Consider the following 26,991-nt stretch of genomic DNA (forward strand, 5'->3'; position numbering starts at 1 on the left):
ATTTATGCAATTGCGCCACGTACTCGTATTCAGTCTGATCGCCCTGCTCGCTGGCTGTGCCGGCATGTCCTCCCGCGAAGCCGTACAAGGCAAGGGCGACGCCAATCAATGGCGTGCGAACAAGGAACAACTCAGCAGCCTTGATGGCTGGCAGATCAACGGCAAGGTTGGCATCCGCGCACCAAAGGATTCCGGCAGCGGCACGCTGTTCTGGCTGCAACGCCAGGATTACTACGACATTCGCTTGTCCGGCCCGCTGGGTCGCGGTGCTGCCCGCTTGACCGGTCGCCCTGGCGCAGTCTCACTGGAAGTGGCCAATCAGGGCCGCTACGACGCGCCGGATCCGGAAACCCTGCTCAAGGACCAACTGGGCTGGAAACTGCCGGTGTCCCATCTGGTCTGGTGGGTGCGCGGCTTGCCCGCCCCGGACAGTAAAAGCAGCCTGACGCTCGACGGTGACAGTCGCTTGTCCAGCCTGGCGCAGGATGGCTGGCAGATCGAATACCTGAGCTACACCCAGCAGAACGGTTTCTGGCTGCCTGAACGCATGAAGCTGCACGGGCAGGACCTGGACGTCACGCTGGTCATCAAGGACTGGCAACCACGCAAACTGGGGCAATGAGCATGTCGCAACCACGACTGACACTGCCCGCCCCCGCCAAACTGAATCTGATGCTGCACATCACCGGGCGCCGCGCTGACGGTTATCACGAACTGCAGACGCTGTTTCAGTTTGTCGATTACGGCGACGAGCTCAGTTTCGCGCTTCGGAACGACGGAGAGGTGCGCCTCCAGACGGAAATCGCCGACGTTCCCCACGACAGCAATCTGATCGTCAGAGCGGCTCGCGCCCTCAAAGAGCAATCCGGTTGCTCGCTTGGCGTTGATATCTGGCTGAAAAAAGTCCTGCCCATGGGTGGCGGCATTGGCGGCGGAAGCTCAGATGCGGCAACGACATTGCTCGGCCTGAATCATCTCTGGCAGCTTGGCTGGGATGAAGATCGGCTAGCGGCGCTGGGCCTCAAGCTTGGGGCAGACGTGCCGGTTTTCGTGCGTGGACATGCCGCTTTTGCGGAGGGCATCGGCGAGATACTGACCCCCGTAACCCCCGAAGAACCTTGGTATCTGGTGCTGGTGCCGCAAGTATCTGTAAGTACAGCAGAAATTTTTTCAGATCCGCTGTTGACACGTGACACTCCGCCCATTAAAGTGCGCCCCGTTCCCAAGGGAAACAGTCGAAACGACTGCTTACCGGTTGTAACGAGGCGGTATCCAGAAGTTGGTAACGCTTTGAATTTGTTAGGTAAATTTACCGAAGCAAAATTAACCGGAACTGGAAGTTGTGTGTTTGGGGCCTTCCCAAGCAAAGCTGAAGCTGATAAAGTCTCGGCCCTTCTTACAGAGACCCTTACGGGGTTTGTAGCAAAAGGAGCAAACATTTCGATGTTGCACCGGAAGTTACAAACGCTGCTCTAAAAGGAACCGAGTGCCAGGCACTCGTGCAACAGATACAGGGGCGTCGCCAAGCGGTAAGGCAGCAGGTTTTGATCCTGCCATGCGTTGGTTCGAATCCAGCCGCCCCTGCCATTTTCCTATAGTCATCCAGGCATACCCTAAGCCTCCAGGTACTGCGCGTGTCCAAGATGATGGTCTTTACGGGGAACGCCAACCCCGATCTGGCTCGGCGTGTCGTACGTCAGCTGCATATCCCTCTCGGTGACATCTCTGTTGGAAAGTTTTCCGACGGTGAGATTACCGCTGAGATCAATGAAAACGTTCGCGGTAAAGACGTATTCATTATCCAGCCGACCTGCGCTCCGACCAACGATAACCTGATGGAACTCGTCGTGATGGCTGACGCCTTCCGTCGCTCCTCGGCTACTCGTATCACTGCTGTAATTCCTTACTTTGGTTATGCCCGCCAGGATCGCCGTCCGCGTTCCGCTCGTGTGGCTATCAGCGCTAAAGTGGTTGCGGACATGCTCACCGTCGTCGGTATCGACCGTGTGCTGACTGTCGACCTGCACGCCGACCAGATTCAAGGCTTCTTCGATATTCCGGTAGATAACATCTACGGCTCCCCGGTTCTGGTGGATGACATCGAAGACCAACGCTTCGAAAACCTGATGATTGTCTCCCCGGATATCGGCGGCGTCGTGCGTGCACGTGCTGTTGCCAAGTCCCTGGGCGTCGATCTGGGCATCATCGACAAGCGCCGCGAGAAGGCCAACCACTCCGAAGTGATGCACATCATCGGTGATGTCGAAGGCCGTACCTGTATTCTCGTCGACGACATGGTCGATACCGCCGGCACCTTGTGCCACGCGGCCAAGGCGCTGAAAGAACACGGCGCTGCCAAGGTTTTCGCGTATTGCACACACCCTGTTCTGTCGGGCCGTGCAATCGAGAACATCGAAAATTCCGTGCTGGACGAACTGGTGGTGACGAACACCATCCCGTTGTCCGCTGCAGCACAGGCCTGTGACCGTATCCGTCAACTGGATATCGCACCGGTAGTCGCTGAGGCGATGCGTCGCATCAGCAATGAAGAATCGATCAGCGCGATGTTCCGATAAGGGCCCTGCCCTGCCGAACCATCCGTTGACGAAAAGCGCCCCGCCCCGACACTCAATGCCGGGGCGGGGCTTTTTTGCCCATACCGTGTCTGGCGCTGGTCGCAAACGCCGCTCGGTCATGGCTATATTGGAGATGCAAAATGAACGAATTTACTCTGAACGCCCAAGCGCGTACTGACCTGGGGAAAGGTGCGAGCCGCCGCCTGCGTCGTCTCGCCGCCTCCGTCCCAGCCGTTGTTTACGGTGGTGGCCAGGAAGCAACTTCGATCACCATCGAAGCCAAAGAACTGGCAAAAATGTTCGAAAACGAAGCTGCCTACAGCCACGTTATCGAGCTGAACATTGCTGGCGCCAAGCAGAACGTCATCGTTAAAGCGATGCAGCGTCACCCTGCCAAGCAGTTCATCATGCACGCTGACTTCATCCGCGTCGTGGCTGGCCAGAAACTGACCGCTATCGTACCAGTGCACTTCATCAACGAAGAAGCACCGGTCAAGAAAGGCGGCGAGATCTCGCACACCACCACCGAGCTGGAAGTGACCTGCCTGCCGAAAGACCTGCCTGAGTTCATCGAAGTTGACCTGGGCGCTCTGGAAATCGGCGACAACGTTCACCTGTCCGACGTTAAAGCACCTAAAGGTGTTGAATTCGTTGCTCTGGCGCACGGCAAGGACCTGGACATCGCTAACGTCCACGCTCCTCGCATCGTCCAGGACGAAGAAGAAGGCACCGCAGAAGGCGAAGCAGAGTAATTATTACTCGCTAGCCGGTTGAACCCGTGATGATGCTCGCCATCATCACACTCGACCCAAGGAAGAGCCCCTGACGTGACCGCCATCCAACTGATCGTCGGCCTGGGAAATCCAGGCCCCGAATACGAACAGACCCGGCATAACGCAGGGGCTCTTTTCGTTGAGCGCATTGCCAGCGCACAGCGTGTCAATCTGACCGCTGACCGCAAATATTTCGGCCTGACGGCTAAATTCAGTCATCAGGGCCAAGACGTTCGTCTGCTGATCCCCACCACCTACATGAACCGCAGCGGCCAGTCCGTGGCAGCTCTGGCGGGTTTCTTCCGGATTCCTCCGCAAGCCATTCTGGTGGCCCACGACGAACTCGACCTGCCTCCGGGCGTCGCCAAACTCAAACTGGGTGGCGGGCACGGCGGGCATAACGGGTTGCGCGACATTATTGCGCAGCTCGGCAACCAGAACGGCTTCCACCGCCTGCGGCTTGGCATCGGCCACCCGGGCGACGCCAGTCTGGTGTCCAACTTCGTCCTGGGTCGAGCGCCACGCGCCGAGCAGGAAAAACTGGATGCCAGCATCGACTTTGCCCTCGGCGTGCTGCCGGATGTACTCGCTGGCGACTTCGCCAAGGCGATGCGCGTCCTGCACAGCCAGAAGGCCTGACATCACTCGAGGGGAAACACCATGGGATTCAACTGCGGCATCGTCGGCCTGCCCAACGTCGGCAAGTCCACCCTGTTCAACGCCCTGACCAAATCCGGTATCGCGGCGGAGAACTTTCCCTTCTGCACCATCGAACCGAACACAGGCATCGTGCCCATGCCGGACCCGCGCCTGCAGGCCCTGGCCGACATCGTCAACCCGAAGCGCATCCTGCCGACCACCATGGAGTTCGTCGACATCGCCGGGCTGGTAGCCGGTGCATCCAAAGGTGAAGGCCTGGGCAACAAGTTCCTCGCCAATATCCGCGAGACCGACGCCATTGCTCACGTGGTGCGCTGCTTCGAAGACGAGAACGTGATTCACGTCTCCAACAGCGTCGACCCGAAGCGCGACATCGAGATCATCGACCTGGAACTGATTTTTGCTGACCTCGACAGCTGCGAGAAGCAACTGCAGAAAGTCACGCGCAATGCCAAGGGCGGCGACAAGGACGCAGTGGTCCAGAAAGGCCTGCTGGAGCAACTCATCGCTCACTTCACGCTGGGCAAACCCGCGCGCAGCCTGATGAAGAGCATGAGCGCCGATGAGAAAGCCGTCATCAAGGGCTTCCATCTGCTGACCACCAAACCGGTCATGTACATCGCCAACGTCGCTGAAGACGGTTTCGAGAACAACCCGCACCTTGACGTGGTTCGCGCGATCGCCGAAGAAGAAGGCGCCATGCTGGTGCCGGTCTGCAACAAGATCGAAGCGGAAATCGCCGAACTCGACGACGGCGAAGAAAAGGACATGTTCCTGGAGGCTCTGGGCCTTGAAGAACCTGGTCTGAACCGCGTGATCCGTGCCGGATACGAAATGCTGCACCTGCAGACCTACTTCACTGCCGGCGTCGAAGAAGTGCGTGCATGGACAGTCCGTGTCGGCGCCACCGCGCCACAGGCCGCCGGCGTGATCCACACCGACTTCGAAAAAGGCTTCATCCGCGCCGAGTGCGTCGCCTACAACGACTTCATCCAGTACAAGGGTGAAGCCGGTGCCAAGGAAGCGGGCAAATGGCGTCTGGAAGGTAAGGATTACATCGTCAAGGACGGCGACGTTCTGCACTTCCGCTTCAACGTCTAACGCCCTCGTGGACCTCCACGAACCTCGTTGAACGTCAAAGCCCGCGTATCACTCAGTGATCCGCGGGCTTTGTGGTTTTAGTGCAACTCAGACAATCGGCTGCGCTACGCGAAACAGCAGCACCACGCCTTCGCGCTTCAGCGTGACCTCGCGAAAGTGCGTCCGCAAATGCACTTCGAAGCCGGCCTGAGTGTCCCCGCTATTTCCGAAAATGCCTTTCTTGTTGTAGACCGCCATCAGCTTGCGACCGAAGCCGTTGTGCCCCGCCTCGTCCCCTAGAATCGTTGCGCCAAACAAAACGCCGTCCGGGTTCAGGTTGTGCTTGAGCTGAGCGAAGATCGCCGCCTTGGCATCCGTCGGGCCTGGCAGGCAGTGCAGCAGGTAAAACAGCGATATCGAGTCGAAGCGTTCGTTGCCCGGGATCGGCGTCATTACGTCATGCTGAAGGGTGTGCGTGTCTGGCCGGCCGATCCTGCTTTTAGCGGCGGAGAGGCTGCTTGGATTGAGGTCCATGAGGGTGATGCGGGTGTTCGGCGGCAGCTTGGCTTTCGCCAGGTAATAACCCGTGCCGACGCCGATATCCAGATGGTGGGCACGCACATTGGCGCGGAAGAACGGCAAAAGCACCTCATCGGTTGGGCAGCGCCAGGCATACCGATTGGAAATGCCCAACACCCAGGCGTCGTACAACGCTAACGTCAGGGGCGAATAAACCGCCGCACCTGCGGCACTGCTGTCGGTCATGGAGAAATCCCCTACGGCGATGGGTATCAGAAGACGATGAGAAGGCGACGAATCTTATACGTCGCCAGCCGTTCTTCTTTCAACCCACGGCGCAGGGTGCGGCATGATGGCGCGCATGCAATCGCAGGCCGATCACCCTCACGCTTCGCCTGCGCGGCTCACCCCAACCGGAATCTCGCGGTGTTGTCGCTCAAGGCCCGGCTGCCTTTGGTCAGGGTGTCTGCGGCATGATTTACCGCACGCGCACCGTCAAGCAAGCGGCCAGCGGCCTGATCCACCTGCTGAATATTGCCGCTGACCTCGTCCGCCGTCGCGGCCTGCTCTTCGACTGCGGTAGCGATCTGCGCCAGCGTGTCAGTGACGATTTGCACCGCGCTGGCGATCTCTTCCAGCCGCTCGCCCAAGCCGGTCACCGACTGCGCGTCACTCACCGCCTGACCACACGCCGCCTCCATCAGGCTAACGGCCTGGCTGACGGTCGACCGCAGGCTGTCCACGGTCCCGGCAATTTGCGCGGTGGAAGCCTGTGTCCGCTGGGACAGGCTGCGCACCTCGTCAGCGACCACGGCGAAGCCACGGCCCTGCTCGCCCGCACGCGCCGCTTCAATGGCAGCATTGAGCGCCAGCAGGTTGGTCTGTTCGGCGATGCCGCGAATGGTGTCCACCACGGACTGGATCTGCTGCCCCTGCTCGCTGACCTTGCTCAACGCATTAGCAGTGTCGGTCAACTTCTGGTTCAGTTGCTGGATACTCGCCGTGGTGCGCTGACTGTCGCGGCTGCTGTCTTCGGCGATGCGTCGGGTGGCCTGGGCGCTGCCGGATGCGGCTTCGCAACTGCGGGCAACCCCCATGGACGTCGCGGCCAGCTCGGTGGCCGCAGCGGCGATCTGGCTGATCTGCTGTTGTTGATCTTCCACTTCGTTGAGCGTGCTGCCGGACTGCGCGTTGAGGGTCAGCACCGCAGAGCCCAGTTGCTGGGTTTCGTGGTTGACACCCAAGAGACTGGTGCGCAGTTGCACCACCGCGACGTTGAGGGCGGTGCTGATGGCTGCGAGTTCGTCACGCCCCTGAACGGCGACCTCGACGCACAGATTGCCGTCACGCAGCGACTCGGCCAGGGTCGTAATGCCCTTTGCGCTGCGCTGGATCGATGCCTGGAGGCACATGAAGAGATACAGCGCCGCGAGCGCTAGAATGCTGAAAATAGCAGCGATCGGCACGAACTGCAGAGTGGACTGCTCATGGTAATAATCGAGCCGGCTGGTCAATGATGAGAGCGATTGCTTGCGTAAGGCCGCCAATCCATCGCTGACACCGTCGACGCTGCGCTCGAACGCAGCAGGGTCGAGCTTGATGCTGCCGCCTAACACGCCGTCGTCGAGCACTTTCAATTCGTTATCAAGGCGCTGAAGACTGTCTTCATACTGACGCGTCCAGACCTCCATGCCCGGGTACGCTTTCGATTTCAGCGAGCTCACGGCTTTGACCAGTTGATCACGGGCGTCACCGATGCGACTGCGCAGATCGCGCATCTGAAGACGGCTCTGCAGCGAGAACTGCCCTGATGCGATCGACGACTGGCCGATACTCGCCATCCGCCCTACTCGCTCGACCAGTTCCGGCGCCTGCTGTGTGGCGATTTGCATCAGCAAGTAGGTTTCAAGCCAGGGATCAAGGATCAAGCCGCTGTCCATGGCGATCTGTTCACGCAGACTCTGCAGCGCCGTAAGGGCTGAGGTAAAACGATCGTAGCCGTCCGGCCACCAGCCGACGCTGCGCAGAGATTCCGAATCCATGCCTTTGACCGAGGCCTGCAGCGCTTGATACCGCGTCATGATGTCCGCGCTGGCGTTCTGTGCCTTGAGTTCATCGCCCAAGGACGCCAGGGTGCGGGTCAGGTCAGGGTTGGCGGCATCCAGCGCGTTCATGGCTGCTTTCGCGGCCGGCGTCGGATCACGAAGAATGTCGGCAGCCTTCCAGCGCGCGGCGCGGTTGCGCTGTGCTGTCAGTTGCACATCCAGCGCATCGAGTGCCATGAGCTGGCGCACACCGGCTTGCTCCTGAGAAATCACCTCCAGCTTGCTGCGGTAATCCTGGCCGATCATCCACAGGCTGCCCGCGAGCGGCAAGATGAACAGAAAGAAGAGCACCTGAAACTTGCGCGCGAACCCGAGACGTCCGAGCAGGCGGATGCCTGGCGACAAAAGACTCTGCATAGCCAACCACTCCTCACCGACAGACGCTGCGCGACGAATAATCATCGCTGCGCTGCCTTACATTTTTACCGGCAAAATGCCATGTCTGTGTTTTAAAAACGATAACCGCCCATCTTTTGAACGAGGGCCGCACTCAGACTTATCGAAATCCGCAGCCACCTAGTTCTATAACGGCAGCGTTGCGGCAGGCATAAGCAAGAACCGGACCGATAGCACGAGGCCATCAAACCGGGCACGAGATCGAGGACAGTGCACGCTGAGTGCGCGAAAGTGGGGCGAAAGCACTCAGCGCAAGGAGTGAAACTGTCACCAGCGTGCAGGGATGAGAAAATGGTAGAAGAGCCGGGAGGCTAACCGATTGATCGTGTGGATAAATTTTTTCAAAGAGACGCTTGACACATATGTGATCTGAGCGAATAATGCGCGCCACTTGGCTACATAGCTCAGTTGGTTAGAGCATAGCATTCATAATGCTGGGGTCCGGGGTTCAAGTCCCTGTGTAGCCACCAAGTACCTCAACAAAGCCCGCCTTGTGCGGGCTTTGTTGTTTCTGGCGTTCTGTGCCTAAGGCGGGATCCCAAATCGCCGATAGCCCTGTACTGCATCTCGCAGTGCACGGAGGCAATATGAAAAAGATCGCTATCGCTGGACTGGTCGCTCTGCTTTCAATCGTTTCACTTTCCGCGTCGGCGTGTCCGAAAGGGACGCATCCAACAGGCGGGACGGGCTCACACCATAAAGGTGGCACCTGCGTGTAAGACTAGCCCGGCAATTGCCGGGCTTTTTGATTCCGTAGTCTGCGCGCATCCAACGCCAATCGCCCTGCGGTCCGGGCGAAGACGGCAATCCGTGACAACGGCGCCCTCGTCCAATAGATTACGCCCCTCGAAACGCCCCGAGCTTTTCGCGCCTCAACCCCAGTTAACGAAGCAGTGGATGTTCAATGTCTGATTCCCATACCGATCCGGCGGCAAACGCCGTGTCGTCGAAGCAAGCCTACGAAGAAGCCATCAACCTTTCACAACATGTGCCACAGGCCAAAACCATCAGCGAGATGGTGCTGGACGCATTCCAGAGCGCCAAGGAAAGCGACCAGATTCGCGATCTGCGCTTGGCCATACGCGCCGCCCATGACCGATTCGATGATGACCAGGCCTACGAGCTGATGGGTCAGCTTAAGCAGCTCAAGGACGCCGAAGCCGCCGACATGGCCGCGCTCGAAGACCTGAGCGCGAAGTTTCCGATCAGCCGGATTCTCTCCAGCTATAAAGACGACCCGAGTTTTCAGGAGCTCGTCTACAGCCTGGCGCTGAAGGTGCTCAATCAGACGCATCAAGCGGTCAGCAACCCGAGCGGCGGCAAGAGCAAAGCGGCGCGGCCGAAGAAGGAAGCAGAAGTTTTCGTCATCAGCAAGGACGGCGCCAGCGTCACCCTGCCCCTGCGCACGCCGCGCTCGAAAGCCAACGCGGACCGCGAAGCCTTTGAATTCCTCGGCTTCTCGTTCATCGGTGAAGGCGATGACGCCGAGCTGCAGAGCGAAGTGTTCGTAGACAAGGACGGCAACCAGCAGCCGGCCACGCGCAAGAACATTGTCAGCGCGATCCAGCAGCAAACTGCGTTTGAGGGATTCAGCGCCGTTCAGCAATAAGCTGCAGCCATAGGCGCGTCCATAAGCTCAACAGCAAGCTCAACACCCGCACCGGTGGCGATCGCAGCGCCATGATGTAACCTCAATGGCTGGCCACAGCGGTACCCACTGGCGGTCGCCGCCCTCGAGAGGTGTTGAGCAATGCAGATTCTTGGTGAAACGATCATCGGACAACGCGCTGTACAAGGTCAGGGCGGAGAAGTTTTCGCCCTCGCCGCCGCCACCGGTGAACCCCTGACGCCGTCGTTTAGTGCCAGCACGCTGGAGGATGTAAACGCTGCGTGTGAACTGGCCGAAGCGTCATTCGACCGTTATCGGCAACTGAGTGACGACCAGCGCGCCAGCTTCCTTGAAGCCATCGCCCAAGGCCTTGTGGATCTGGGCGATGTGCTGACCGAGCGCGTTCATGTCGAAAGCGGCCTGCCCAAGCCACGCCTGGAAGGCGAGCGGATGCGCACGGTCAATCAGCTGAAACTGTTTGCCAGTCTGCTGCGTGACGGACGCTGGCACGGTGCCGTGGTCGACACTGCGATGCCGGAGCGCCAACCACTGCCGCGCGCCGACCTGCGTCTGCGGCGCATCGGTCTTGGTCCGGTGGCGGTGTTCGGTGCGAGCAACTTCCCCCTTGCCTTCTCGGTTGCCGGCGGCGATACCGCTTCTGCGTTGGCGGCCGGTTGCCCGGTCATCGTCAAGGCGCACCCGGCCCACTTGGGCACCAGCGAACTGGTGGGACGCGTGATCCAGAAAGCGGCGCGCGACACCGGCATGCCGGAAGGCGTGTTCTCACTGCTGATCGACAAGGACATTGCTGTCGGCCAGGCGCTGGTCAGTCATCCCTTGATTCAAGCAGCGGGCTTCACTGGCTCGCGTCGTGGGGGTTTGGCGCTAGTGGCGGCCGCCCAGGCGCGGCCGGTGCCGATCCCGGTGTATGCCGAGATGAGCAGCATCAACCCGGTGTTCCTGCTGCCGGCTGCTTTGCTGGCCCGCGCCGAAACCATCGCCAAGGGGTTTGTCGAGTCGCTGGTCATGGGCGCCGGGCAGTTCTGTACCAACCCGGGCATCCTGCTGGCACTGGAAAGCGACGCGCTGGAAACATTCGTGTCGGCCTCGGCCAAGGCGCTGTCTGACAAGCTGCCGACCACCATGCTGACGCCGAACATCCACGGCGCTTACTGCAACGGCCTGAATAACCTGCACAGCGCATCCGGCGTGACGCTGGTGGCTGAAGGTCAGGAGGCCGACGGTTCATTCCAGGCCCGCCCGGCCTTGTTCCGCACCGACTCAGCCACGTTCCTCGCCAACCCCGCGCTGGAGGACGAGAACTTCGGCCCAAGCGCGCTGCTGATCGTCTGCTCCGACGTCGCCGATCTGCAGAAAGTGGCTGCCAGCTTCGATGGGCAACTGACCGTGACGTTGCAGTTCGACGACGGCGACGAAGCGACTGCTCAGTCGCTGCTGCCGATCCTGGAACGCAAGGCGGGACGGATTCTGTTCAATGACTTTCCGACCGGCGTCGAAGTGAGCTATTCAATGGTCCATGGCGGCCCGTTCCCGGCAACCTCCGACAGCCGCAGCACTTCGGTGGGCGCAACGGCCATTGATCGTTTCCTGCGTCCCGTGTGTTACCAGAACGTGCCGGACTCGCTGCTGCCACCTGCGTTGAAATCCAGTAATCCGCTGAAGGCCTGGCGCCTGGTCAACGGCGAGCTGTCAAAGGACTGAGCGGCATCAACGCCGGCCACTGAAGCTGCTTCACCGCGCGCCTTCCAATTCGGGGCGCGCGCTTCCAAGCCGGGCGTGGGTCAGTCAGCGGATCGCTGCAGCACCTTGCCGTCCACCCCATCACCGATTACCAGAAAATGCCCGCCCGCCACATGGTGAAGGGTGCGCAGCGCGTCATGCCCCTCGAAATGCCAGTGCCCTTCGGAGAACACGCGTTCATCCGCCCACGCCGCAACCACTTCGCCGATGAACAGGTCGTGGGCGCTCTGATTATGTGGCTCGGGAATCAATCTGCACTCCAGCCAGCCTGCGCAACCTTCCAGCAGCGGCGCTTCAACGTGGGAGCCCGCGAAGGTCTCCAGTCCATACGCTTTGAATTTATCCAGGCCTTGCTCATGGGAGATGTCCAGCCCTGAGGTCGAGCCAACCGTTTCAACAATATCGATCTGGCTGAGGGTCGGCACGTTGATTACAAACGTCCCGGAGCCTTCGAGCAACTGCCGCGTCCAGACGGACTTATCCAGCACAACCGTGACTTTCGGCGGCTGGAAATCCAGCGGCATCGCCCACGCTGCCGCCATGATGTTGCGTTGCCCGTCGTGGGCAGCGCTGATCAAGACCGTCGGACCGTGGTTGAGCAAGCGGTAGCATTTGGCGAGGGGTACCGGACGCCGGTGAGAAACAGTCATGGCAATCATCCTGGCAACGAGAAAAGTCATTGAAAACTACAGGGTTTCTTGTGCCGGGGAAACGCCACCCTCCCCAGGGCGATGGAAACTGTCGCCTCCCTGAACTTCACCCAAATCACACTTTGCAGATCACGCTAAAGGTGATGTAATACTATAACAAATTATTTCAGGCAGTCCTTGTTGTGAAACGCGATCCCCGGCTTCCTCCCTCCCTTGCAACGTCCGCACTGGCTCAATCGGCCAGCAAGCGCGTGATGATTTCCCTCGCCATGCTGGTCGTGCTGTGGATCGGCGTTGCCTGGGCGGTGGCGATTCCATGAGCGCTGCCATCGACCTCCACGACCTGACACTGACCTACGAACGCCGGCCAGCGGTGCATCACGCCAACGGCCGATTCGCGGCGGGCAGCCTGACGGCGATCGTCGGCCCCAACGGCGCCGGTAAGTCCACGCTGATCAAAGCCATCGCCGGCACGCTCAAACCCGCGGTCGGGCGCGTCGAGCGCAACCAGTTGGCAACGCGGCACATCGGTTATCTGCCCCAAGCCGCCGAGATCGACCGCAGCTTTCCGCTCAGCGTGGCCGACACCGTGATGATGGGCGCCTGGCGCAGCATCGGCGCGTTCCGCGGCGCCACGCGCCAGCACGCTCAACAGGCCAAGGAGGCGCTGGGTGCCGTGGGTTTGGCGGGATTCGAGCAACGCAGCATCAGCTCGCTGTCGTCGGGGCAGTTTCAGCGCGTGCTGTTCGCCCGGCTGTTATTACAGGACGCTTCGGTGATTCTGCTCGACGAGCCCTTCACCGCCATCGATGCACGCACCACGCGGGACTTGCTGGAATTGATCCGCACTTGGCACGGCCAAGGGCGCACCGTCATCGCCGTCCTGCATGACATCGAGCAGGTGCGTCAGCACTTCCCGAGCACGCTGCTGCTGGCCCGGGAAATCATTGCCTGGGGCGACACCGCCGACATCCTCAACGACGAAAACCTGCGCCGCGCCAAGAACATGGCCGAGCACTGGAACCCTGACGCGCAGCCGTGCGACGCCGATGCGGAGCAAACCCTGTGACGCTCTATAGCCTGTTGATCCAGCCCTTTGTCGATTTTGGTTTCATGCGCCGCGCTTTGGTGGCGTGCCTGGCGCTGGGCATCGGCTCCGGCCCGGTCGGCGTGCTGCTGATGCTTCGCCGCATGAGTCTGGTGGGCGACGCCATGAGTCACGCGGTCTTGCCGGGTGCCGCCGTGGGTTTTCTGTTTGCCGGGTTGTCACTCCCGGCGATGGGCTTTGGCGGCCTGATCGCAGGCCTCGCCGTGGCGTTGCTATCGGGGTTGGTGAGCCGTTACACAACACTGCGTGAAGACGCCAGCTTCGCCAGCTTTTACCTGACGTCGCTGGCTGCCGGCGTGCTGATCGTTTCCCTGCACGGCTCCAACGTTGACCTGCTTCATGTGCTGTTCGGCACCATTCTGGCGATCGACGATCAGGCGATTTTCATGGTTGGCGGCATCGCCTCGTTCACTTTGATTCTGCTGGCGCTGATCTATCGCCCGTTGATCCTCGAATGCTTCGACCCGGGTTTCCTGCGCGCGGTGGGCGGTCGAGGTTCGCTGTATCACGTGCTGTTTCTGCTGCTGGTGGTGCTCAATCTGGTGGCGGGGTTTCAGGCGTTGGGCACGTTGATGGCCGTCGGCATGATGATGCTGCCCGCCACAGTCGCACGGTTCTGGGCTCGCTCGCTCACCGGCATGATCGTGGTTTCGACCGCAGTGGCGACGCTTTCAGGCTTCATCGGCCTGATCGTTTCCTACCACGCCAGCGTCGCGTCGGGCCCGGCCATCGTGCTCACCGCCAGCGCCTTCTACGGGTTCTCACTGTTCTTTGGACGCAGCGGTTTTGTACGCCGACTGTTCCCGAGGGTTCATCTGTCCGGCTGATCGTCCTCTTACCGCAAGGAAACCACCATGAAACGTTTTACGCTTCTGACCGCCGCGCTGGCGTTGTCGGGCCTGGCCAACTTCGCCCAGGCAAAAACCCTGGAGACTGTCGCCTCGTTCACCGTTATCGCCGATATGGTGCACAACGTCGGTGGCGATCACGTGCACGTGACCTCGCTCATCGGGCCCAATGGCGACCCTCATGTCTACGAGCCCACGCCCAATGACGCCCAGGCACTGAAAAAAGCCGACGTCGTGTTCGTCAGCGGGTTGCATCTGGAGGGTTGGCTGGATCGGCTGATCACCGCCTCCGGCTACAAAGGCCAACCCGTCGTGCTGTCTGACGGGATCATGACCCGCAGCATGGAAGAAGACGGCAAGAAGATCACCGACCCCCATGCCTGGAACAGCGCGGTAAACGGCGTTGTTTACGTCAGAAACATCATCAAGGCCCTGCAGAAAGCCGACCCTGAAAATGCCGCCGATTACCAAGCCAACGGTGAGAAATACATCGCCCAACTCCAGGACATGGACGCCTACGCCCGCGCGCAGATCAGCACTATCCCGGTCGCACAGCGCAAGGTGCTCACGTCCCACGACGCCTTCGGCTATTTCGGCGATGCCTACGGCGTGACCTTCCTCTCACCGCTGGGCTTTTCCACTGAAACCGAGGCCTCGGCGGCTGACGTCGGCAAGCTGATTAATCAGATCAAGCAGGAGCACGTCAGCGCCTACTTCTTCGAGAACTCTGGCGACCCGCGCCTGGTGCAACAGATCGCCAAAGCCAGCGGCGCACACCCGGGCGGCGAGCTGTATGTGGAATCGCTGTCACCGGCCGACGGCCCGGCGGCCACCTATGTGACGATGTTTCGCTACAACGTGGACAAGCTGGCGGCGGCCATGAAAGGTCAGTGATGCAACGTCGCAACGGCTGACTGATCTCTGCTGCGCGACGTGCGTGGCAGGGATCAGCAACCCGGCTCAGCGAACCGGCAGCGCTGATGCGGGTCAATCTGTATGCTGGCGCACCGTTCGCCGACATCGACAGGATGATCCATGACCGCCCTCTCCTTCGCGCCTTTTCAGTCCCTCGCCGACCTTCTGATTCCCCATACCGTGGCGGAGAGGCTCGACGGCTCCCACGACGTATCCCATCTGCACCGGGTCTGGAGCAACGTCTGCACCATTCGTGACACGGAGGGAGGCGATCACCAGATCCTGCTCGCCGCCACCCTGCTCCACGACTGCGTCTCCGTGGAAAAGAACTCGCCCTTTCGCTCAAGCGCCTCACGCCTGGCCGCGGCGAAGGCGACCGAGCTGCTCGCAGAAATGGGCTGGGACGAAGAGCGGACCCAGGCCGTCGCCCACGCCATCGAGTGCCACAGCTATTCGGCCAACATCACGCCCACCTCGCTGGAAGCGAAGATCCTGCAAGACGCCGACCGTCTCGACGCCCTTGGCATGGTCGGTGTGGCGCGGCTGTTCTACGTGTCCGGGCGCATGGGCAGCCACCTCTACGACCCGGTCGATCCGCAGGCGCAACAGCGCGATCTGGACGACAAACGCTTCGCCGTCGATCACTTCACAACCAAGATCTTCACCTTGGCGCAGGGCTTTCAAACGGTCACGGGGCGCCACATGGCGCAGGTCAGGCACGCACGGGCCGAGCGGTTCTTGCGGGAGTTTATGGAGGAGATTGGTGCGTAGGGTGTTCAACGTCCACGCTGATGCCTGGCGGTAAAGACGCTATTCGCAACAATTCCGAAACAATGACAGCAATGTCACAAAGACATCACGGAACACCTCTATAACCATCTCTCCGGTGTTTTCGTCGATGGGATGGGTGGCAGTGAAAAGGTTATTGCGTCGTGTGGTCCGTCCTTCTTCCAGGCCTGCTTTCCTGCGTCGCTTCAGGATTACCCAGCGGTTGGTGCTGTGCTTCGGCGTGACCGCGCTGTTGCTGGTGGCGCTTGGTGTGTTCTGCCTTTTGCAGATGCAGAGCATCCGCGATCAGGGTGAAGCGGTTGAGAGTGGATCGCTGCCCAGTATTGCCATGGCCGACGCGATCGCCATCGACCTGATCAAGCTGCGTGGCGAGAGCGCCAGGCTGATCGCCAATGCCGACGACCCCGGCGCGGTAGTGACCAGCAAAATCAACGTCGAGCAGCTGAAGAACGAAGTCGAAAAAGGCTTCGCCGATTACCTTGCCCACGCCACCGACAGCACCGAGCGAGACTCCATCAAAGCCCTTCAAGACGCCTATGGCGCTTTCATGCCGGGGCTGCACGACGAAATCGCTTTGATCGAGCAACGCAAACTCGACGACGCGCGCATGCTGCTCAACACCACGCTGAGCCTGCAGGGCGACCTGATGGACATGCAGGTGCAATTGCTGCGCGAGCTGAACAAGCAAAGTGCGGCGGGCACCGTCGAAGCGGCCGGCGCGCGGTTCCAGCAGACCCGAATCATCGCCGTCAGCGCCATCGTGGTGGCGCTGGTGCTCACCTTGTTACTTGCGTGGCGGCTCAGCCTGAGCATCATCCGCCCCCTGCGTCAGTCGCTGCACATTGCCAGCACCATTGCCCAAGGCGATTTGAGCCCGCAGCCGATTCCGGAAGGCAAGGATGAAACCGCTCAATTGCTCAAAACCCTGGGCCTGATGCGCGCCAATCTGCACGGCACGATCGATCAGATTTATGCCGCAGCTCGCCAGCTAAGCCAGTCCGTCCAAGAGATGGGGGCGATTGCCGATGCCAGTGCCAAAAACCTGCAACTGCAGAACGATGAGATCGAGCAGGCGGCAGTTGCCGTGAACCAGATGAGTCAGGCGGCCGGGGAAGTCGCCGACAATGCCAGCAGCACGTCGAGCGAATCGAAGGCGTCCAACGAAGCGGCCGCCGAAGGGCGTCTGCGCCTGACCGGCACCATCGATTCGATCAAGGAGCTGACCGACAACGTTCTTGATTCCTCTCACCAGGCCGACGGTCTCGCCGAGCGCACGCTGAGCATCAGCAAGATTCTCGAAGTGATCCGGGCGATCGCCAACCAGACCAACCTGCTTGCACTGAATGCCGCCATCGAAGCCGCACGGGCGGGCGAAGCGGGCCGCGGGTTCGCGGTGGTGGCCGATGAAGTACGCTCACTCGCCCAACGCACCAGCGCGTCGACCACCGAGATCGAGACCCTGATCAACGACGTGCAGAAAAGCACTCAGGAGACCGCGCAAACGTTACGCGTCACCGCGGCCCAGGCCAATCTAACCCTGGAGCAAGCCGCTGCCACTGGTCACGCACTGACCGTCATCATCAGCGCAACCTCGACCATCAGCGACCGGAACATGCTGATCGCCAGCGCCGCCGAACAACAGGCTCAAGTGGCTAACGAAGTTGATCGCAACCTGAGCAGCATTCGTGACCTGTCGACGCAATCGGCGTCGGGCGCTCAGCAAACCACGGTGGCGAGCAATGCGCTGTCAATGCTGGCAACCGACCTGAACACGATGGTTCAGCGGTTTGTGCTGTAAGACGCGCGCCATTAAAAAACAGCCCGCAGTCATCGCCGCCCATTCCCAGCCGTGTCCAAGTGTTTCATGATCGAAACACCACCCACGCAGAGGGGTGTCTACGCCAACAAGGACATGAGCATGAAAAAAACAGCCGTATTGAGCATCGCCCTGACCGCATTGACGCTGAGCATCACCGCCCAGGCTGAAGTCAGCGTAAAACTGGGGAGCAAGGAACGCGTCACACACCTGTTTGCCTACCCGAACAACTGCAATGTCATCTGCTTCCGAAACTGGACGCTCGAACAGACCGTCGAGCACTACCTCACACAAAGCGTGCAGCGTGACGGTTACCGCGCGGCCAAGGTTGCGGTACACAACGACAACGACGTGATCTACGCCGACATCAGCGGGGTGCCGGACGGCTACGACAAACCACTTTCAGCGCTGCTCGACGCCGGCGACCTGGCCTACGCCGGCGCGAGCAAACTCAACGCCGATAACAAATTTGCCTACAACTGGTATCTGTTTCTGCCGCTGGGCATGGCGCTGGAAAATCGCAAGAGCGTCCAACTGCTGCATTTCCCGCCGGACTACTCCCTGACTCAGGCTCAGGACTATCTGTTCTCGGCCACGACCGACCGCTGGTCCGAGCTGCTGACGGATAACGGGATTCCCAAAGAGCAGACGCCGGCTTATCAAACCATCATCGACATCGCGCCCATTGCAGCGCCATCCAACGCTGGCAAGGACCTTGAAAACGTCTACAGCTACTTCACCGATTACCAGACGAACATGGTCAAGCAGCTGACGCAAAGCGCGGCGGGCTCATCGCTGCCGATGGTCGCGTTCGGTGCGCCGGTACGCGCCTGGCTCAAGCAGCAGTACAACGTGACGGTCCCGGTGTTAGGTCTGGCGAGCATCAGCCCGGCTGGCGGGCAAAGCGTCGCGGTGCTGGGTTCGAATCACCCGAGCTATATCTGGAATGCAGCGGACAAAAGCAATTACGGCGGGGACGAAGCCAAGGCGGATGAAGCCGGTTTGAAGGTCATGGGCCAGGACCTGAGCGCGGCGTGCTGGCAAGCGGGCATGGGCCAGAAACCAACGACCGACCCGGCGGCGCTGTTGAACCAGTGCACGACCCACTGGCAGGTGACCAACAAGGTTGAAACCTGCAAGTTGTTCTTCACCACGGTCCGCAAGTTGACGCCGGATCAGGCGGCAGCGAAGTGCCGGACAGGCGAGGTGTCGCGGCAGATCAAGCAGCTGCAGAAGCCGCTGCCCCAGATGAAGAGCGCTCAGCTTTAACGCATCGATCCTGTAGGAGTGAGCTTGCTCGCGATGTCCTCAGCGCACACAGAGGTGACTGGACTGACGCTACCGCGAACAAGCTCGCTCCTACTATTTGATGGACGCATGCCCTACCCGATCACTCCCCCTGCGGACGCAGACGATACTGCGGCGGCAATTGCTCCGGGCCGCTGATGGTCGCGTTCAGACTCTTCCAGCGCCCATCCTTGATGCCGTAGATGCAGCCGTGGACCGACAACTTCTGTCCGCGATGCCAAGCGTTTTGCACAATGCTGGTATGGCCGACGTTGGCGACCTGCTGAATCACGTTCAGCTCGCACAGCCGGTCGACTTGTTCTTCTTCCGTCGGCAGCTTTGCCAGCAGCTCACGGTTTTCGTAGTACAGATCGCGAATGGTGCGCAGCCAGCCGTCGATCAGGCCGAACTGGCGGTCCTGCATCGAGGCGCGCACGCCGCCGCAACCGTAGTGACCGGTGACGAGGATGTGTTTGACCTTGAGCACATCGACGGCGTACTGAATCACGGACAGGCAATTGAGGTCGGTGTGCAGCACGACGTTGGCCACGTTGCGGTGCACGAACAGATCGCCCGGCAACATGCCGACGATTTCATTGGCGGGTACACGGGCGTCCGAACAACCGATCCATAGGAATTCTGGCGTCTGCTGGCGCGCCAGCTTGGCAAAGAACTCGGGGTCTTCTTCCTTGATGGCGGCAGCCCAACGTTCGTTGTTGTCGATCAAGTCTTGTAGTTCGTTCATGCGTTGATGCCTCGGAAATGATGCTCAGCTATGACTGGGGCTCGGCGCTTCAAGTCACGCGCAGTGATCGACCGATGTGCGGCACCGATCAGGAACTGAATGGAATCTTCGCCATGTCGTCCGGTCCACCCATTAGGCCCGACATTATTGAGGATTTGCCATGAACGATTCACGCCGTCCATTCGATGCCACTCAACCTGAGCCCATCGATGACAACGAAGACCGCATGGGATCGATGGAAGAGCTTAACTTCAACGACAACAATGAGCCGAGCGGGCGCATTGGCGACGTCATCCCTGAAGATGAACTCGACACGTTGATCCCTGATGAACGCGTACGTGAAGCCGGGCTGACCGGTGCTTCCACCGAAGATCACAACCCGACCGACGATGACATGAGTCCTGAAACGTTGATCCGGGAAGACGGAGCGCGTTCGCCTCGTGAAGCCGGCGAAGACGGCCCGGCTGATCTGGACCTGAGCATTGTCGATGAAGATGACATTGGCGGTGGGGATGGCTTGGACGAAGAAGAAATGGCCATTCTTGATCCGCTGGACGGCAAGCCTGGCGTCTGATCAGCGCATTCAGTCTCGTGGGAGCGAACCCGGTTCGCCCCATGAAGGCCATCTACTCTTCGAACAGCGTGCAGGCCATGACGATTGCGTCTTCACGTCCGCCCACTGCAGGGTAGTAGTCCCGACGCCGGCCTATTTCGTTGAAGCCATAACGTTCGTATAAACGGTAGGCCGATCGATTACTGTCACGCAGCTCAAGAAAGCATTCCAGACCATTCATCTCATAGGCACGCTTCATCAGTTGCTCAAGCAGCACCAGCCCCAGGCCGCGCCCCTGACTCTCCGGCTTGACGGTGATATTGAGCAAGTGCGCTTCATCGATGATCACGTTGATCACCCCGTGCCCCACTTGTTGACTGCCTTCGAACATCAGCCAGACTTCGTATGACTTCAGCGCATCAAGGTAAATGCCCCGCGTCCAGGGATGGCTGAATGCGGCGTATTCGATCTTCAGGACGGCATCGAGGTCAGCTTCGGTCATTCGGCGAAACGTTACTGCATCATTCATCTACGGTCTTCCAACGGCCCATCAACTGACGCATGGAGCGCCACACTTCGGCCTTGCGCTGCGGCTCGTCCATCAATAGTTCCAGACCCGGCAGCGCCCAGGCCAAGCCCAGGCCGTCAACCTGGAGTTCGAGATTGAAGGATTCCGCATCCGTTTCAGCCGCAAAGCGCAGCGCCGGAAGTCCGATCAGCCACAGGCAGGTGCAGGGTTGTTCTTCGACCCGGGCGTACAGAAAGCCCTGGACGAAATCGCGCGCCGCTTCCGGACCTTGATCCATTTGCCCGCGCACCAGCAGCGGCCAGCGCACAGGCTCGCCGATGATCTGCGGGCTGTCCGGCAAACCGGCGGCGCGCAGCATGTCTTTGAGCAACAGATAGGAAGGGTCGCGGCTCTGAAACGGCTCGCCGGTCACCAACTCCACCAGCAACAGGCAACTCCCGGCGCGCAGCAGTTGCAGGGCAAACCGTGGCGGCGGCGCAACAGGCGCTTTGACCACGACCGGTGCGGCCTCTTCTTCCTGCACAGGCTTTGGCTTGGGCGCACTGGATGGGCGGGGTATATCGATCTTCGGCCGCTCGACGGTACGCACAACGGGTGTCGGCGCGACGGAGGGCGAATCGCGATCCGGCGCGCGAGGCGCATCCGCCTGAACCACCGGCGCAGGCGCCTCCTCAATCTGCGGTACGGGCGCAAGCAGCTCGGGACGCGACGGCGCGGCGAAAGGCAATTCAGTGCGCGGCAGCCAGCTGACCACCTGCATGGCGGTCAGATAAGCGCGACGGCGAGGCTCGTTGAGCAAAGGTCAGCTACCTGTGGATAAAGTCAGGCGGGAGATTCTACAGGCCTTCATCGCTTCCCGCCGCTGTTGATCGACTGAGGGTGAAAAACGATCCCGGCGATGCAGTACAATCGCCGCTTTTATTTGCCAGTCAGCGACCATCCGATGATCGAACCTAAGCGCGTCCTGCGCGCCCTTGCCGAACACTGGGCGCTTCTCGAGCCACTCTGCGAGCATTTCGACCAAGGCACTCTGAGCCTGAGCGAACTGCGCTTGCAGCTGGCGGCCCAGCAACTGGAGAGCACGCCCCAGGACATCACCACTCTGCTGGACGTCTGGATTCGCCTCGACATTCTGGTCCCGGTCGCGAAAAGCCCGAACCGTTTCGAGCTGAACGCGCAGATCCACGATTTCCTGTCGTACCTGCGGCGCGAGCATCGGCTGGGCCTGTGCCTGGAAATCGAAGCGTACCTGCGCCACCTCGAACGGCTGGCCGGCTACATACAGGAAGCCTTCGACGCCCGCGATGCCAGTGACCTCGCGCGGCAATTGCGCCTGCTCGACATGCGCGTGCGCGATGTCCTGAAAAAGCTCGCCAACGATGAGCAGGCGCTGGTGGCCGTGGCCGAACGTGCCAAGACCAGCGACCGGCAGATCCCACTGCGTCAGCGTTACGCGGAAGTGCTGGCGACCTGGGATGAATACGTCGAGCCGATGATCCAGTTGGTGAACGCTGATGGCGCCTTCGAACAGGGCGTGCGCAAGGTCGAGAACGTGCTGCTGCGCATGCTCACCGACCAGCAGCGGCTCGGTCATCTGGTGGACGACGACATGCTGCTGCGCACCCACGCGCGCATTCTCGAAATGCAGACCAGCGCGCAACTGACTTTGCGCCATGCACGTGAGCTTCTGTTGCCGCTGCGTGAGGAAGCCCGTCGCCACAACGCCGTGACCCGCGGTGCGGCACTCGCGCTGTCGGCGATTCGTCGACGAGGCCTGGACGCCGTGCCGCAAGCGGCGATGCCGATGTTCACCCGCCCGCAAAGCACCTTCCTCGGCAGTGCCAATCAGGTTGAAGCGTACGTGTATGCGCTGGCGCGCTTCGAGCCCAAGCCCGCGCGGTTCCCCAAGGCCAACATCACCCGAAAGGGCGAGCCGCCGCGCGCGCCGCGTACGGTCAAAGAGATGGTGGAGCGCTGCGAAGACGCCCTGCCAATGCCGGATCTGATGATCTGGCTGTTGGAGCAGGAGCCCACCGGCGCGACCGACGAGTTGCTGTATTGGTTTTCGCGCCTGTCGCGGGACAAACGCTTTAAGCGCGAGCGCCTGGAGCGCCGCGAATACCTGACCCAGGAGCACCGCGTCAGCCTGCGCTCCTTCGCCCTGCTCTCGAGCAAAGACGCCACCCCAGAGAATTCCGAGGGCACCGCCCATGCATCTTGATCTATCCGAAATGACCCAGCTGGCGCCGATCTTCCGCGAGCTGTTCAAGGGCTACCACGTTAGCCGCCGCGACCCCGAACTTTACGCGCAGCTGTCCAATCTGCAGGATCAGTACCGCGGCCTGTTCAAGGCGCTGGGCTTCGAGCTGGTCTGCGACACCCGTGGTTTCTACTACTTCGTGCCTGATCTGGCGGCCGCACAGGTCAACAAGACGGCCCAACGTCTGGCGCTGTTCACGTTCATCCTCGTCGAGCACCTGGCCGATCAGGGCCGCGACCCGGTCGCTGTGCTCGATGGCGGCAGCCTGGGCCGTGACGAGCTGCCCTCGCTGCTGGAAAAGTACCGCGATCTGTTCCTGCAAGCTGAAGTCCAGACCCAGGAAGAGCTGGAAGAAAAAATCATGCGCCGCATGACCCAGCTGGGATTCGCCGCAGAAGAAGTCGGTATCTATCGCTTCCTGCCGCCCATGCATCGCTTCCTCGACGTCTGCCTGTCCGTACAGCAAGACCGTGATCTGGCGGCCAGCTTGCATAGCGCACTGCCGTTGCCAGCCCCGGTGTTGATCGACGATGACAGCGATGAGCGACTGCTGGAAACCGACGATCCGCTGGACCTCACCGAATTCGATGAACCCGCAGAAACCGAAGAGCAAGCGCTAGCCCGGGCGATCGCTGAAGAACAGGAGCATGACGCATGAGCCAGGAACGCTACGGCATACGCCGTTTCGCGCTGCTGAACACGGCCGGTTACAGCCTCGGGTTGTTCCCACTGGAGCATCCGCTGTCGGTCTACGGCGCGAACAACCTGGGCAAGAGTGCGTCGATCAACGCTTTGCAGTTCCCGATTCTCGCGCGCATGTCGGACATGAGCTTCGGCAAATACAGCCTTGATCAATCGCGCCGCTTCTATTTCGCCTCTGATACCAGCTACATCCTCGTCGAGGTCTCCCTGCCCCACGGCCCCCATGTGATTGGCGTGGTCGGTCGCGGCCCGGGCGGCGGTTTCGGTCACCAGTTCTTCGCGTATGCCGGCAAACTGGACTTGGCTCACTACCAGAAGAACGACACCTGCCTGCGCCAGAAGGAGCTGTTTGCCAATCTGGAAAGTCAGGGCCTGAAAGCCTATGAGCTGAAGCCCGATGAACTGCGCCGTTTGCTGGTCGGTGGCCACACGTCGATTCCGCTGGACCTGACGCTGATTCCCCTGCGCTCAACCAGTGAACAAAGCCTGAAGACCTTCCGCGCACTGTTCATCAACTTGCTGCACATGCGCGAGATCACTGCTGCCAAACTCAAGCAGCTGTTCCTCGACGCCTTCGAGCACAGCCTGCGTTCCGGCAGCGTCGATTACATAGCAGCGTGCGAAGAAGCGTTCCGTGACGTACGACGCATGGAGCAAGACTACAACGCCCTGGTGCTCGCCGGGCCGCTGGTCGAAGCGTTGGCCAATGGCGTCAGACAGCGCGACATCCTGCGGGGCAAGCTGCATCGCCTGTCGCCATTGCTCGACTCGTTGCTGGGCACATGGCAGGACTACTCCAATGCGCGCAAAGAAGAGCTGGTCATCCAGAGCGAGCACTACCGTAACGAACAGGATTCGCTGCAGAACGATCAGCGCGGCGGCACGCAAGAGCTGATGCGGCTGGAGCGCGAAATCAGCAACATCCAGCGCTGGATCGGCGAACTGGCGGTCCTGAAGAACCGCTTCGCGCTGGTCGACGACGTCAGGATTCTGGAACAGCAGCTACTGGCTGCAAAAGATGCTCATGATGAACTGGCCGGTGCCCTTGCGCAGTCGCGCCAATTCAGCGCCGAGGATCTGGATGAGCGTCTTCGTGATCTGGAAAAACGTCTGAAGTCAGTGAAGCAACAGCTCGATCATGCGGACAACAACAGCTATGCCCGCCTACGCGAAGAGTTCTCGCAACCTGATGTCGAGCGCCTCATGCGCCTGTTCAACAGCGCGCTGTTCAGCTTGCCACTGGGCGAGCAAGGCATCGCGCTGGATGATGGCGACGCGTGGGTCAAATCCCTCGAAGCGATTCTCGATGGTTTCAAGGGCGAGCGCTTCGAAGTGCCCGGCCTTACGGTCAATCTGTCGAACATCGAGCCCCCTGCCCTCCAGGCGCTGGCCGATCGCGCCGCGCTGCGGGATCAAAAGGAGCGCCTGGAGAAGGAGCTCAAGCAACTCAAGACTCAACAAGCCGTCGCGGCCGACCGCGCGGCCAGCAAAACCCAGGCCGAGGCGTTGTACCAGCAAGTGCTGGATGCGCAGAAAGCGCTCGAAGACTTCCGCCGCGCTCAGACCTTGAGCGCAGAAGAGGGCGAGAAGCTTGAGCAGTTGGCTCAGATGGAAGCGGCGCAAGACGAGCTCAAGCGCGCCAGTGATGCTTTCACCGAGCGTGTTCAACAGCTGTCAGCCAAGCTGCAGCTGATCGGTCGTCAGATCGGCGATCTCGAATCCAAGCAACGCACGCTGGATGACGCGCTGCGTCGTCGACAGCTGCTCCCCGCCGATCTGCCCTTCGGTACGCCGTTCATGGAGCCGGTGGATGACTCGCTGGAGAACTTGCTGCCGCTGCTCAATGACTACCAAGACAGCTGGCAGGGCCTCTTGCGCTGCGATGGTCAGATCGAAGCACTGTACGCGCAGGTTCGTTTGAAAGGCGTTGCGAAGTTCGACAGCGAAGACGACATGGAGCGACGTCTGCAATTGCTGATCAACGCTTATGCTCACCGCACTGATGAGGCCCTTACCTTGGGGAAGGCGCGGCGTGCTGCTGTGACCGACATCGCGCGGACGCTACGCAACATCCGCAGCGACTACGACAGCCTCGAGCACCAATTGGCGTTATTCAATCGAGAGATCAATCGCCGGCAGGTTTCCAACCTGGAGAGCTTCCGCATTGTTCTCGCGCCGAACAAGGAAGCACTCAAGCACATCGACCAGATCATTCACAGCGCCGGTCAGTACGAAGAGGGCGAAACACTGTCGGTGTTCGATCTGAGCCAGAGTGCCGAGCAGGACAACAAGAACGAGGAGGCCAAGGAGTATCTGGCACGCCTGGTTGCGGCTAACCACAACCAGCTCGGTCTGAAAGACTTGTTTGAACTTGCATTCGAGATCACCAAGGTCAACAGCCAGCCGGTTATCCACACCGACATTGATGGCGCCGCGTCCAACGGCACGACCATGACCATCAAGGCACTGACCAACATGTACCTCTTGCTGCACCTCATGGATCGCGAGCAGGCCGGGCGAATTCGTCTGCCCTACTACCTCGACGAAGCCGCTGACATCGATGAAAGAAACCAGGCAGCACTGCTGGAAACAAGCTTGCAGCTGGGCTTTGTCCCCATTCTGGCGAGCGTTAAGCCCCAAGTCTCGGCCCATGTGGCGATTGACCTTGAAGGCGGCAGTGGGCCTGCCGGGATCTACATCGACGAGGCGGACTGGAAATACATTCAGCGTCGTGACGAGGTTGCTCCGGTGAAAGTAACCCCAGCCACTGAAACGCTCAGCGAGTAACTAAGTCGCCAGGTAGTAGAAAGCCCTGCAGTGATGCGGGGCTTTTTTATGGGCGTGAGTTGGCCGACTGTTGGCTGTTGGCTGTTGGCTGTTGGCTGTTGGCTGTTGGCTGTTGGTAGAGCCTGAAACTTTTTCGCGCGCAAAAACAAAACCCCATCTGCTTTCGCAAATGGGGTTCTGGAATTTAATCTTGACGATGACCTACTCTCACATGGGGAAACCCCACACTACCATCGGCGATGCATCGTTTCACTGCTGAGTTCGGGATGGGATCAGGTGGTTCCAACGCTCTATGGTCGTCAAGAAATTCGGGTACTGACTCGTTCTCTCGAACGCTTCAGCAAATCGGGTATGTGATCAAGGTACCGCTTGTGTGTTCGCAAACTTTCGTCTTCATGCGTCTTCACACACCGCAATCTGCTGTCTTTGTGCAGATTGCTTGGGTGTTATATGGTCAAGCCTCACGGGCAATTAGTATTGGTTAGCTCAACGCCTCACAGCGCTTACACACCCAACCTATCAA

General features: G+C 60.2%; 25 protein-coding genes, 2 tRNA genes, 2 rRNA genes and 1 pseudogene. 22 read left to right on the forward strand and 8 right to left on the reverse strand.

All coding sequences use genetic code 11. From position 1 onward, the window contains the following. The first annotated feature begins 4 nt into the window (after positions 1–4). The 7 genes from lolB to ychF all read left to right on the forward strand — a co-directional run bounded on the left by lolB (position 5) and on the right by ychF (position 5,110). Positions 5–622 carry a lipoprotein insertase outer membrane protein LolB gene (gene lolB, locus SLW75_RS16490; protein WP_410934947.1) on the forward strand — a complete coding sequence of 206 codons (618 nt, stop codon included), beginning with the start codon at positions 5–7 and terminating at the stop codon, positions 620–622. Between the two features lie 2 nt (positions 623–624). After that, positions 625–1,476 (forward strand): 4-(cytidine 5'-diphospho)-2-C-methyl-D-erythritol kinase, encoded by an 852-nt coding sequence (gene ispE / locus SLW75_RS16495; protein WP_296306565.1) that lies wholly within the window; start codon positions 625–627, stop codon positions 1,474–1,476. Between the two features lie 36 nt (positions 1,477–1,512). Next, positions 1,513–1,587: transfer RNA gene (locus tag SLW75_RS16500), tRNA-Gln, on the forward strand. A gap of 47 nt (positions 1,588–1,634) precedes the next feature. Further along, a complete protein-coding gene (locus SLW75_RS16505; protein WP_037018241.1) occupies positions 1,635–2,576 on the forward strand; it encodes a ribose-phosphate pyrophosphokinase in 942 nt (313 codons plus the stop codon). A 140-nt stretch (positions 2,577–2,716) separates the two neighbouring features. Further along, positions 2,717–3,328 (forward strand): 50S ribosomal protein L25/general stress protein Ctc, encoded by a 612-nt coding sequence (locus SLW75_RS16510; protein WP_065991778.1) that lies wholly within the window; start codon positions 2,717–2,719, stop codon positions 3,326–3,328. 75 nt (positions 3,329–3,403) lie between these two features. After that, complete coding sequence (gene pth / locus SLW75_RS16515; RefSeq protein WP_108120616.1) at positions 3,404–3,988, forward strand: aminoacyl-tRNA hydrolase; 585 nt, start codon at positions 3,404–3,406, stop codon at positions 3,986–3,988. A gap of 21 nt (positions 3,989–4,009) precedes the next feature. Next, positions 4,010–5,110 (forward strand): redox-regulated ATPase YchF, encoded by a 1,101-nt coding sequence (gene ychF / locus SLW75_RS16520; protein WP_065991776.1) that lies wholly within the window; start codon positions 4,010–4,012, stop codon positions 5,108–5,110. Between the two features lie 87 nt (positions 5,111–5,197). Here ychF and SLW75_RS16525 read toward each other — a convergent pair whose 3' ends face one another. Both SLW75_RS16525 and SLW75_RS16530 read right to left on the reverse strand, forming a co-directional pair. After that, positions 5,198–5,854, reverse strand: a complete 657-nt coding sequence (locus SLW75_RS16525) for a class I SAM-dependent methyltransferase (protein ID WP_192132531.1) — start codon at positions 5,852–5,854, stop codon at positions 5,198–5,200. 158 nt (positions 5,855–6,012) lie between these two features. Further along, positions 6,013–8,115, reverse strand: a complete 2,103-nt coding sequence (locus SLW75_RS16530; RefSeq protein WP_410934948.1) for a methyl-accepting chemotaxis protein — start codon at positions 8,113–8,115, stop codon at positions 6,013–6,015. A gap of 387 nt (positions 8,116–8,502) precedes the next feature. Here SLW75_RS16530 and SLW75_RS16535 point away from each other — a divergent pair. The 3 genes from SLW75_RS16535 (at position 8,503) to SLW75_RS16545 (ending at position 11,440) form a co-directional block, all read left to right on the forward strand. Beyond that, positions 8,503–8,579: transfer RNA gene (locus SLW75_RS16535), tRNA-Met, on the forward strand. A gap of 434 nt (positions 8,580–9,013) precedes the next feature. Beyond that, positions 9,014–9,718, forward strand: a complete 705-nt coding sequence (locus SLW75_RS16540; protein WP_369318549.1) for a hypothetical protein — start codon at positions 9,014–9,016, stop codon at positions 9,716–9,718. 141 nt (positions 9,719–9,859) lie between these two features. Then, the gene (locus tag SLW75_RS16545) at positions 9,860–11,440 is read left to right on the forward strand and encodes an aldehyde dehydrogenase (NADP(+)) (protein WP_410934949.1); all 1,581 of its coding nucleotides are present in this window, start codon (positions 9,860–9,862) and stop codon (positions 11,438–11,440) included. An 80-nt stretch (positions 11,441–11,520) separates the two neighbouring features. On the opposite strand, the gene SLW75_RS16550 is transcribed toward SLW75_RS16545, so the two are convergent. Beyond that, positions 11,521–12,129 carry a flavin reductase family protein gene (locus tag SLW75_RS16550; RefSeq protein ID WP_065991771.1) on the reverse strand — a complete coding sequence of 203 codons (609 nt, stop codon included), beginning with the start codon at positions 12,127–12,129 and terminating at the stop codon, positions 11,521–11,523. A gap of 182 nt (positions 12,130–12,311) precedes the next feature. On the opposite strand from SLW75_RS16550, the gene SLW75_RS16555 reads away from it, so the two are divergent. The 8 genes and pseudogenes from SLW75_RS16555 (at position 12,312) to SLW75_RS16590 (ending at position 18,874) form a co-directional block, all read left to right on the forward strand. Continuing rightward, on the forward strand, positions 12,312–12,449 hold the full coding sequence (locus tag SLW75_RS16555; protein WP_410934950.1) for a hypothetical protein: 138 nt from the start codon (positions 12,312–12,314) through the stop codon (positions 12,447–12,449). After that, a complete protein-coding gene (gene aztA / locus SLW75_RS16560) occupies positions 12,446–13,198 on the forward strand; it encodes a zinc ABC transporter ATP-binding protein AztA (protein WP_410928372.1) in 753 nt (250 codons plus the stop codon). Before SLW75_RS16555 ends, aztA begins: the two co-directional genes overlap by 4 nt. Beyond that, positions 13,195–14,064, forward strand: coding sequence for a metal ABC transporter permease (locus SLW75_RS16565; protein ID WP_065991769.1), 870 nt, complete (start codon positions 13,195–13,197; stop codon positions 14,062–14,064). The genes aztA and SLW75_RS16565 overlap by 4 nt, the downstream gene beginning before the upstream one ends. Before the next feature lie 27 nt (positions 14,065–14,091). After that, positions 14,092–14,979: a metal ABC transporter substrate-binding protein gene (locus SLW75_RS16570; protein WP_065991768.1), complete on the forward strand. Its 888-nt coding sequence runs from the start codon at positions 14,092–14,094 to the stop codon at positions 14,977–14,979. Positions 14,980–15,120: 141 nt separating this feature from the next. After that, positions 15,121–15,771 (forward strand): HD domain-containing protein, encoded by a 651-nt coding sequence (locus tag SLW75_RS16575; protein WP_410934951.1) that lies wholly within the window; start codon positions 15,121–15,123, stop codon positions 15,769–15,771. Between the two features lie 127 nt (positions 15,772–15,898). Beyond that, positions 15,899–16,729, forward strand: a pseudogene (locus SLW75_RS16580) (MCP four helix bundle domain-containing protein); the annotation flags it as partial. 69 nt (positions 16,730–16,798) lie between these two features. Continuing rightward, the gene (locus tag SLW75_RS16585) at positions 16,799–17,587 is read left to right on the forward strand and encodes a methyl-accepting chemotaxis protein (protein ID WP_410934963.1); all 789 of its coding nucleotides are present in this window, start codon (positions 16,799–16,801) and stop codon (positions 17,585–17,587) included. 120 nt (positions 17,588–17,707) lie between these two features. Continuing rightward, positions 17,708–18,874 (forward strand): hypothetical protein, encoded by a 1,167-nt coding sequence (locus SLW75_RS16590; RefSeq protein ID WP_410934952.1) that lies wholly within the window; start codon positions 17,708–17,710, stop codon positions 18,872–18,874. A gap of 121 nt (positions 18,875–18,995) precedes the next feature. On the opposite strand, the gene can is transcribed toward SLW75_RS16590, so the two are convergent. Then, entirely contained in the window at positions 18,996–19,637 is a 642-nt protein-coding gene (gene can, locus SLW75_RS16595) for a carbonate dehydratase (protein WP_065991764.1), read from the reverse strand. Positions 19,638–19,797: 160 nt separating this feature from the next. Between can and SLW75_RS16600 the strand changes: the two genes are divergently transcribed. Then, positions 19,798–20,211: a serine kinase/phosphatase gene (locus SLW75_RS16600; protein WP_122536219.1), complete on the forward strand. Its 414-nt coding sequence runs from the start codon at positions 19,798–19,800 to the stop codon at positions 20,209–20,211. Positions 20,212–20,263: 52 nt separating this feature from the next. Here SLW75_RS16600 and rimI read toward each other — a convergent pair whose 3' ends face one another. Together rimI and SLW75_RS16610 are read right to left on the reverse strand one after the other, a co-directional pair. Further along, on the reverse strand, positions 20,264–20,719 hold the full coding sequence (gene rimI / locus SLW75_RS16605; RefSeq protein ID WP_410934953.1) for a ribosomal protein S18-alanine N-acetyltransferase: 456 nt from the start codon (positions 20,717–20,719) through the stop codon (positions 20,264–20,266). Further along, a complete protein-coding gene (locus SLW75_RS16610) occupies positions 20,712–21,518 on the reverse strand; it encodes an energy transducer TonB (protein ID WP_410934954.1) in 807 nt (268 codons plus the stop codon). Before SLW75_RS16610 ends, rimI begins: the two co-directional genes overlap by 8 nt. Before the next feature lie 144 nt (positions 21,519–21,662). Here SLW75_RS16610 and mksB point away from each other — a divergent pair, with 144 nt between their 5' ends. Genes mksB through mksF form a run of 3 tightly spaced genes read left to right on the forward strand, consistent with a single transcriptional unit; the run spans position 21,663 to position 26,468 of the window. After that, a complete protein-coding gene (gene mksB / locus SLW75_RS16615; RefSeq protein WP_410934964.1) occupies positions 21,663–22,940 on the forward strand; it encodes an Mks condensin complex protein MksB in 1,278 nt (425 codons plus the stop codon). Continuing rightward, a complete protein-coding gene (gene mksE, locus SLW75_RS16620; RefSeq protein ID WP_065991760.1) occupies positions 22,930–23,637 on the forward strand; it encodes an Mks condensin complex protein MksE in 708 nt (235 codons plus the stop codon). Before mksB ends, mksE begins: the two co-directional genes overlap by 11 nt. Then, positions 23,634–26,468 (forward strand): Mks condensin complex protein MksF, encoded by a 2,835-nt coding sequence (gene mksF, locus SLW75_RS16625; protein ID WP_410934955.1) that lies wholly within the window; start codon positions 23,634–23,636, stop codon positions 26,466–26,468. The genes mksE and mksF overlap by 4 nt, the downstream gene beginning before the upstream one ends. A gap of 188 nt (positions 26,469–26,656) precedes the next feature. On the opposite strand, the gene rrf is transcribed toward mksF, so the two are convergent. Then, positions 26,657–26,772, reverse strand: a 5S ribosomal RNA gene (gene rrf, locus SLW75_RS16630). A gap of 146 nt (positions 26,773–26,918) precedes the next feature. Next, positions 26,919–26,991: ribosomal RNA gene (locus SLW75_RS16635) — 23S ribosomal RNA — on the reverse strand; the annotation flags it as partial.

Origin of the sequence: Pseudomonas sp. W5-01 (genome assembly GCF_046540435.1) — a bacterium.
In the GTDB taxonomy this organism is placed as follows: domain Bacteria; phylum Pseudomonadota; class Gammaproteobacteria; order Pseudomonadales; family Pseudomonadaceae; genus Aquipseudomonas; species Aquipseudomonas graminis_B.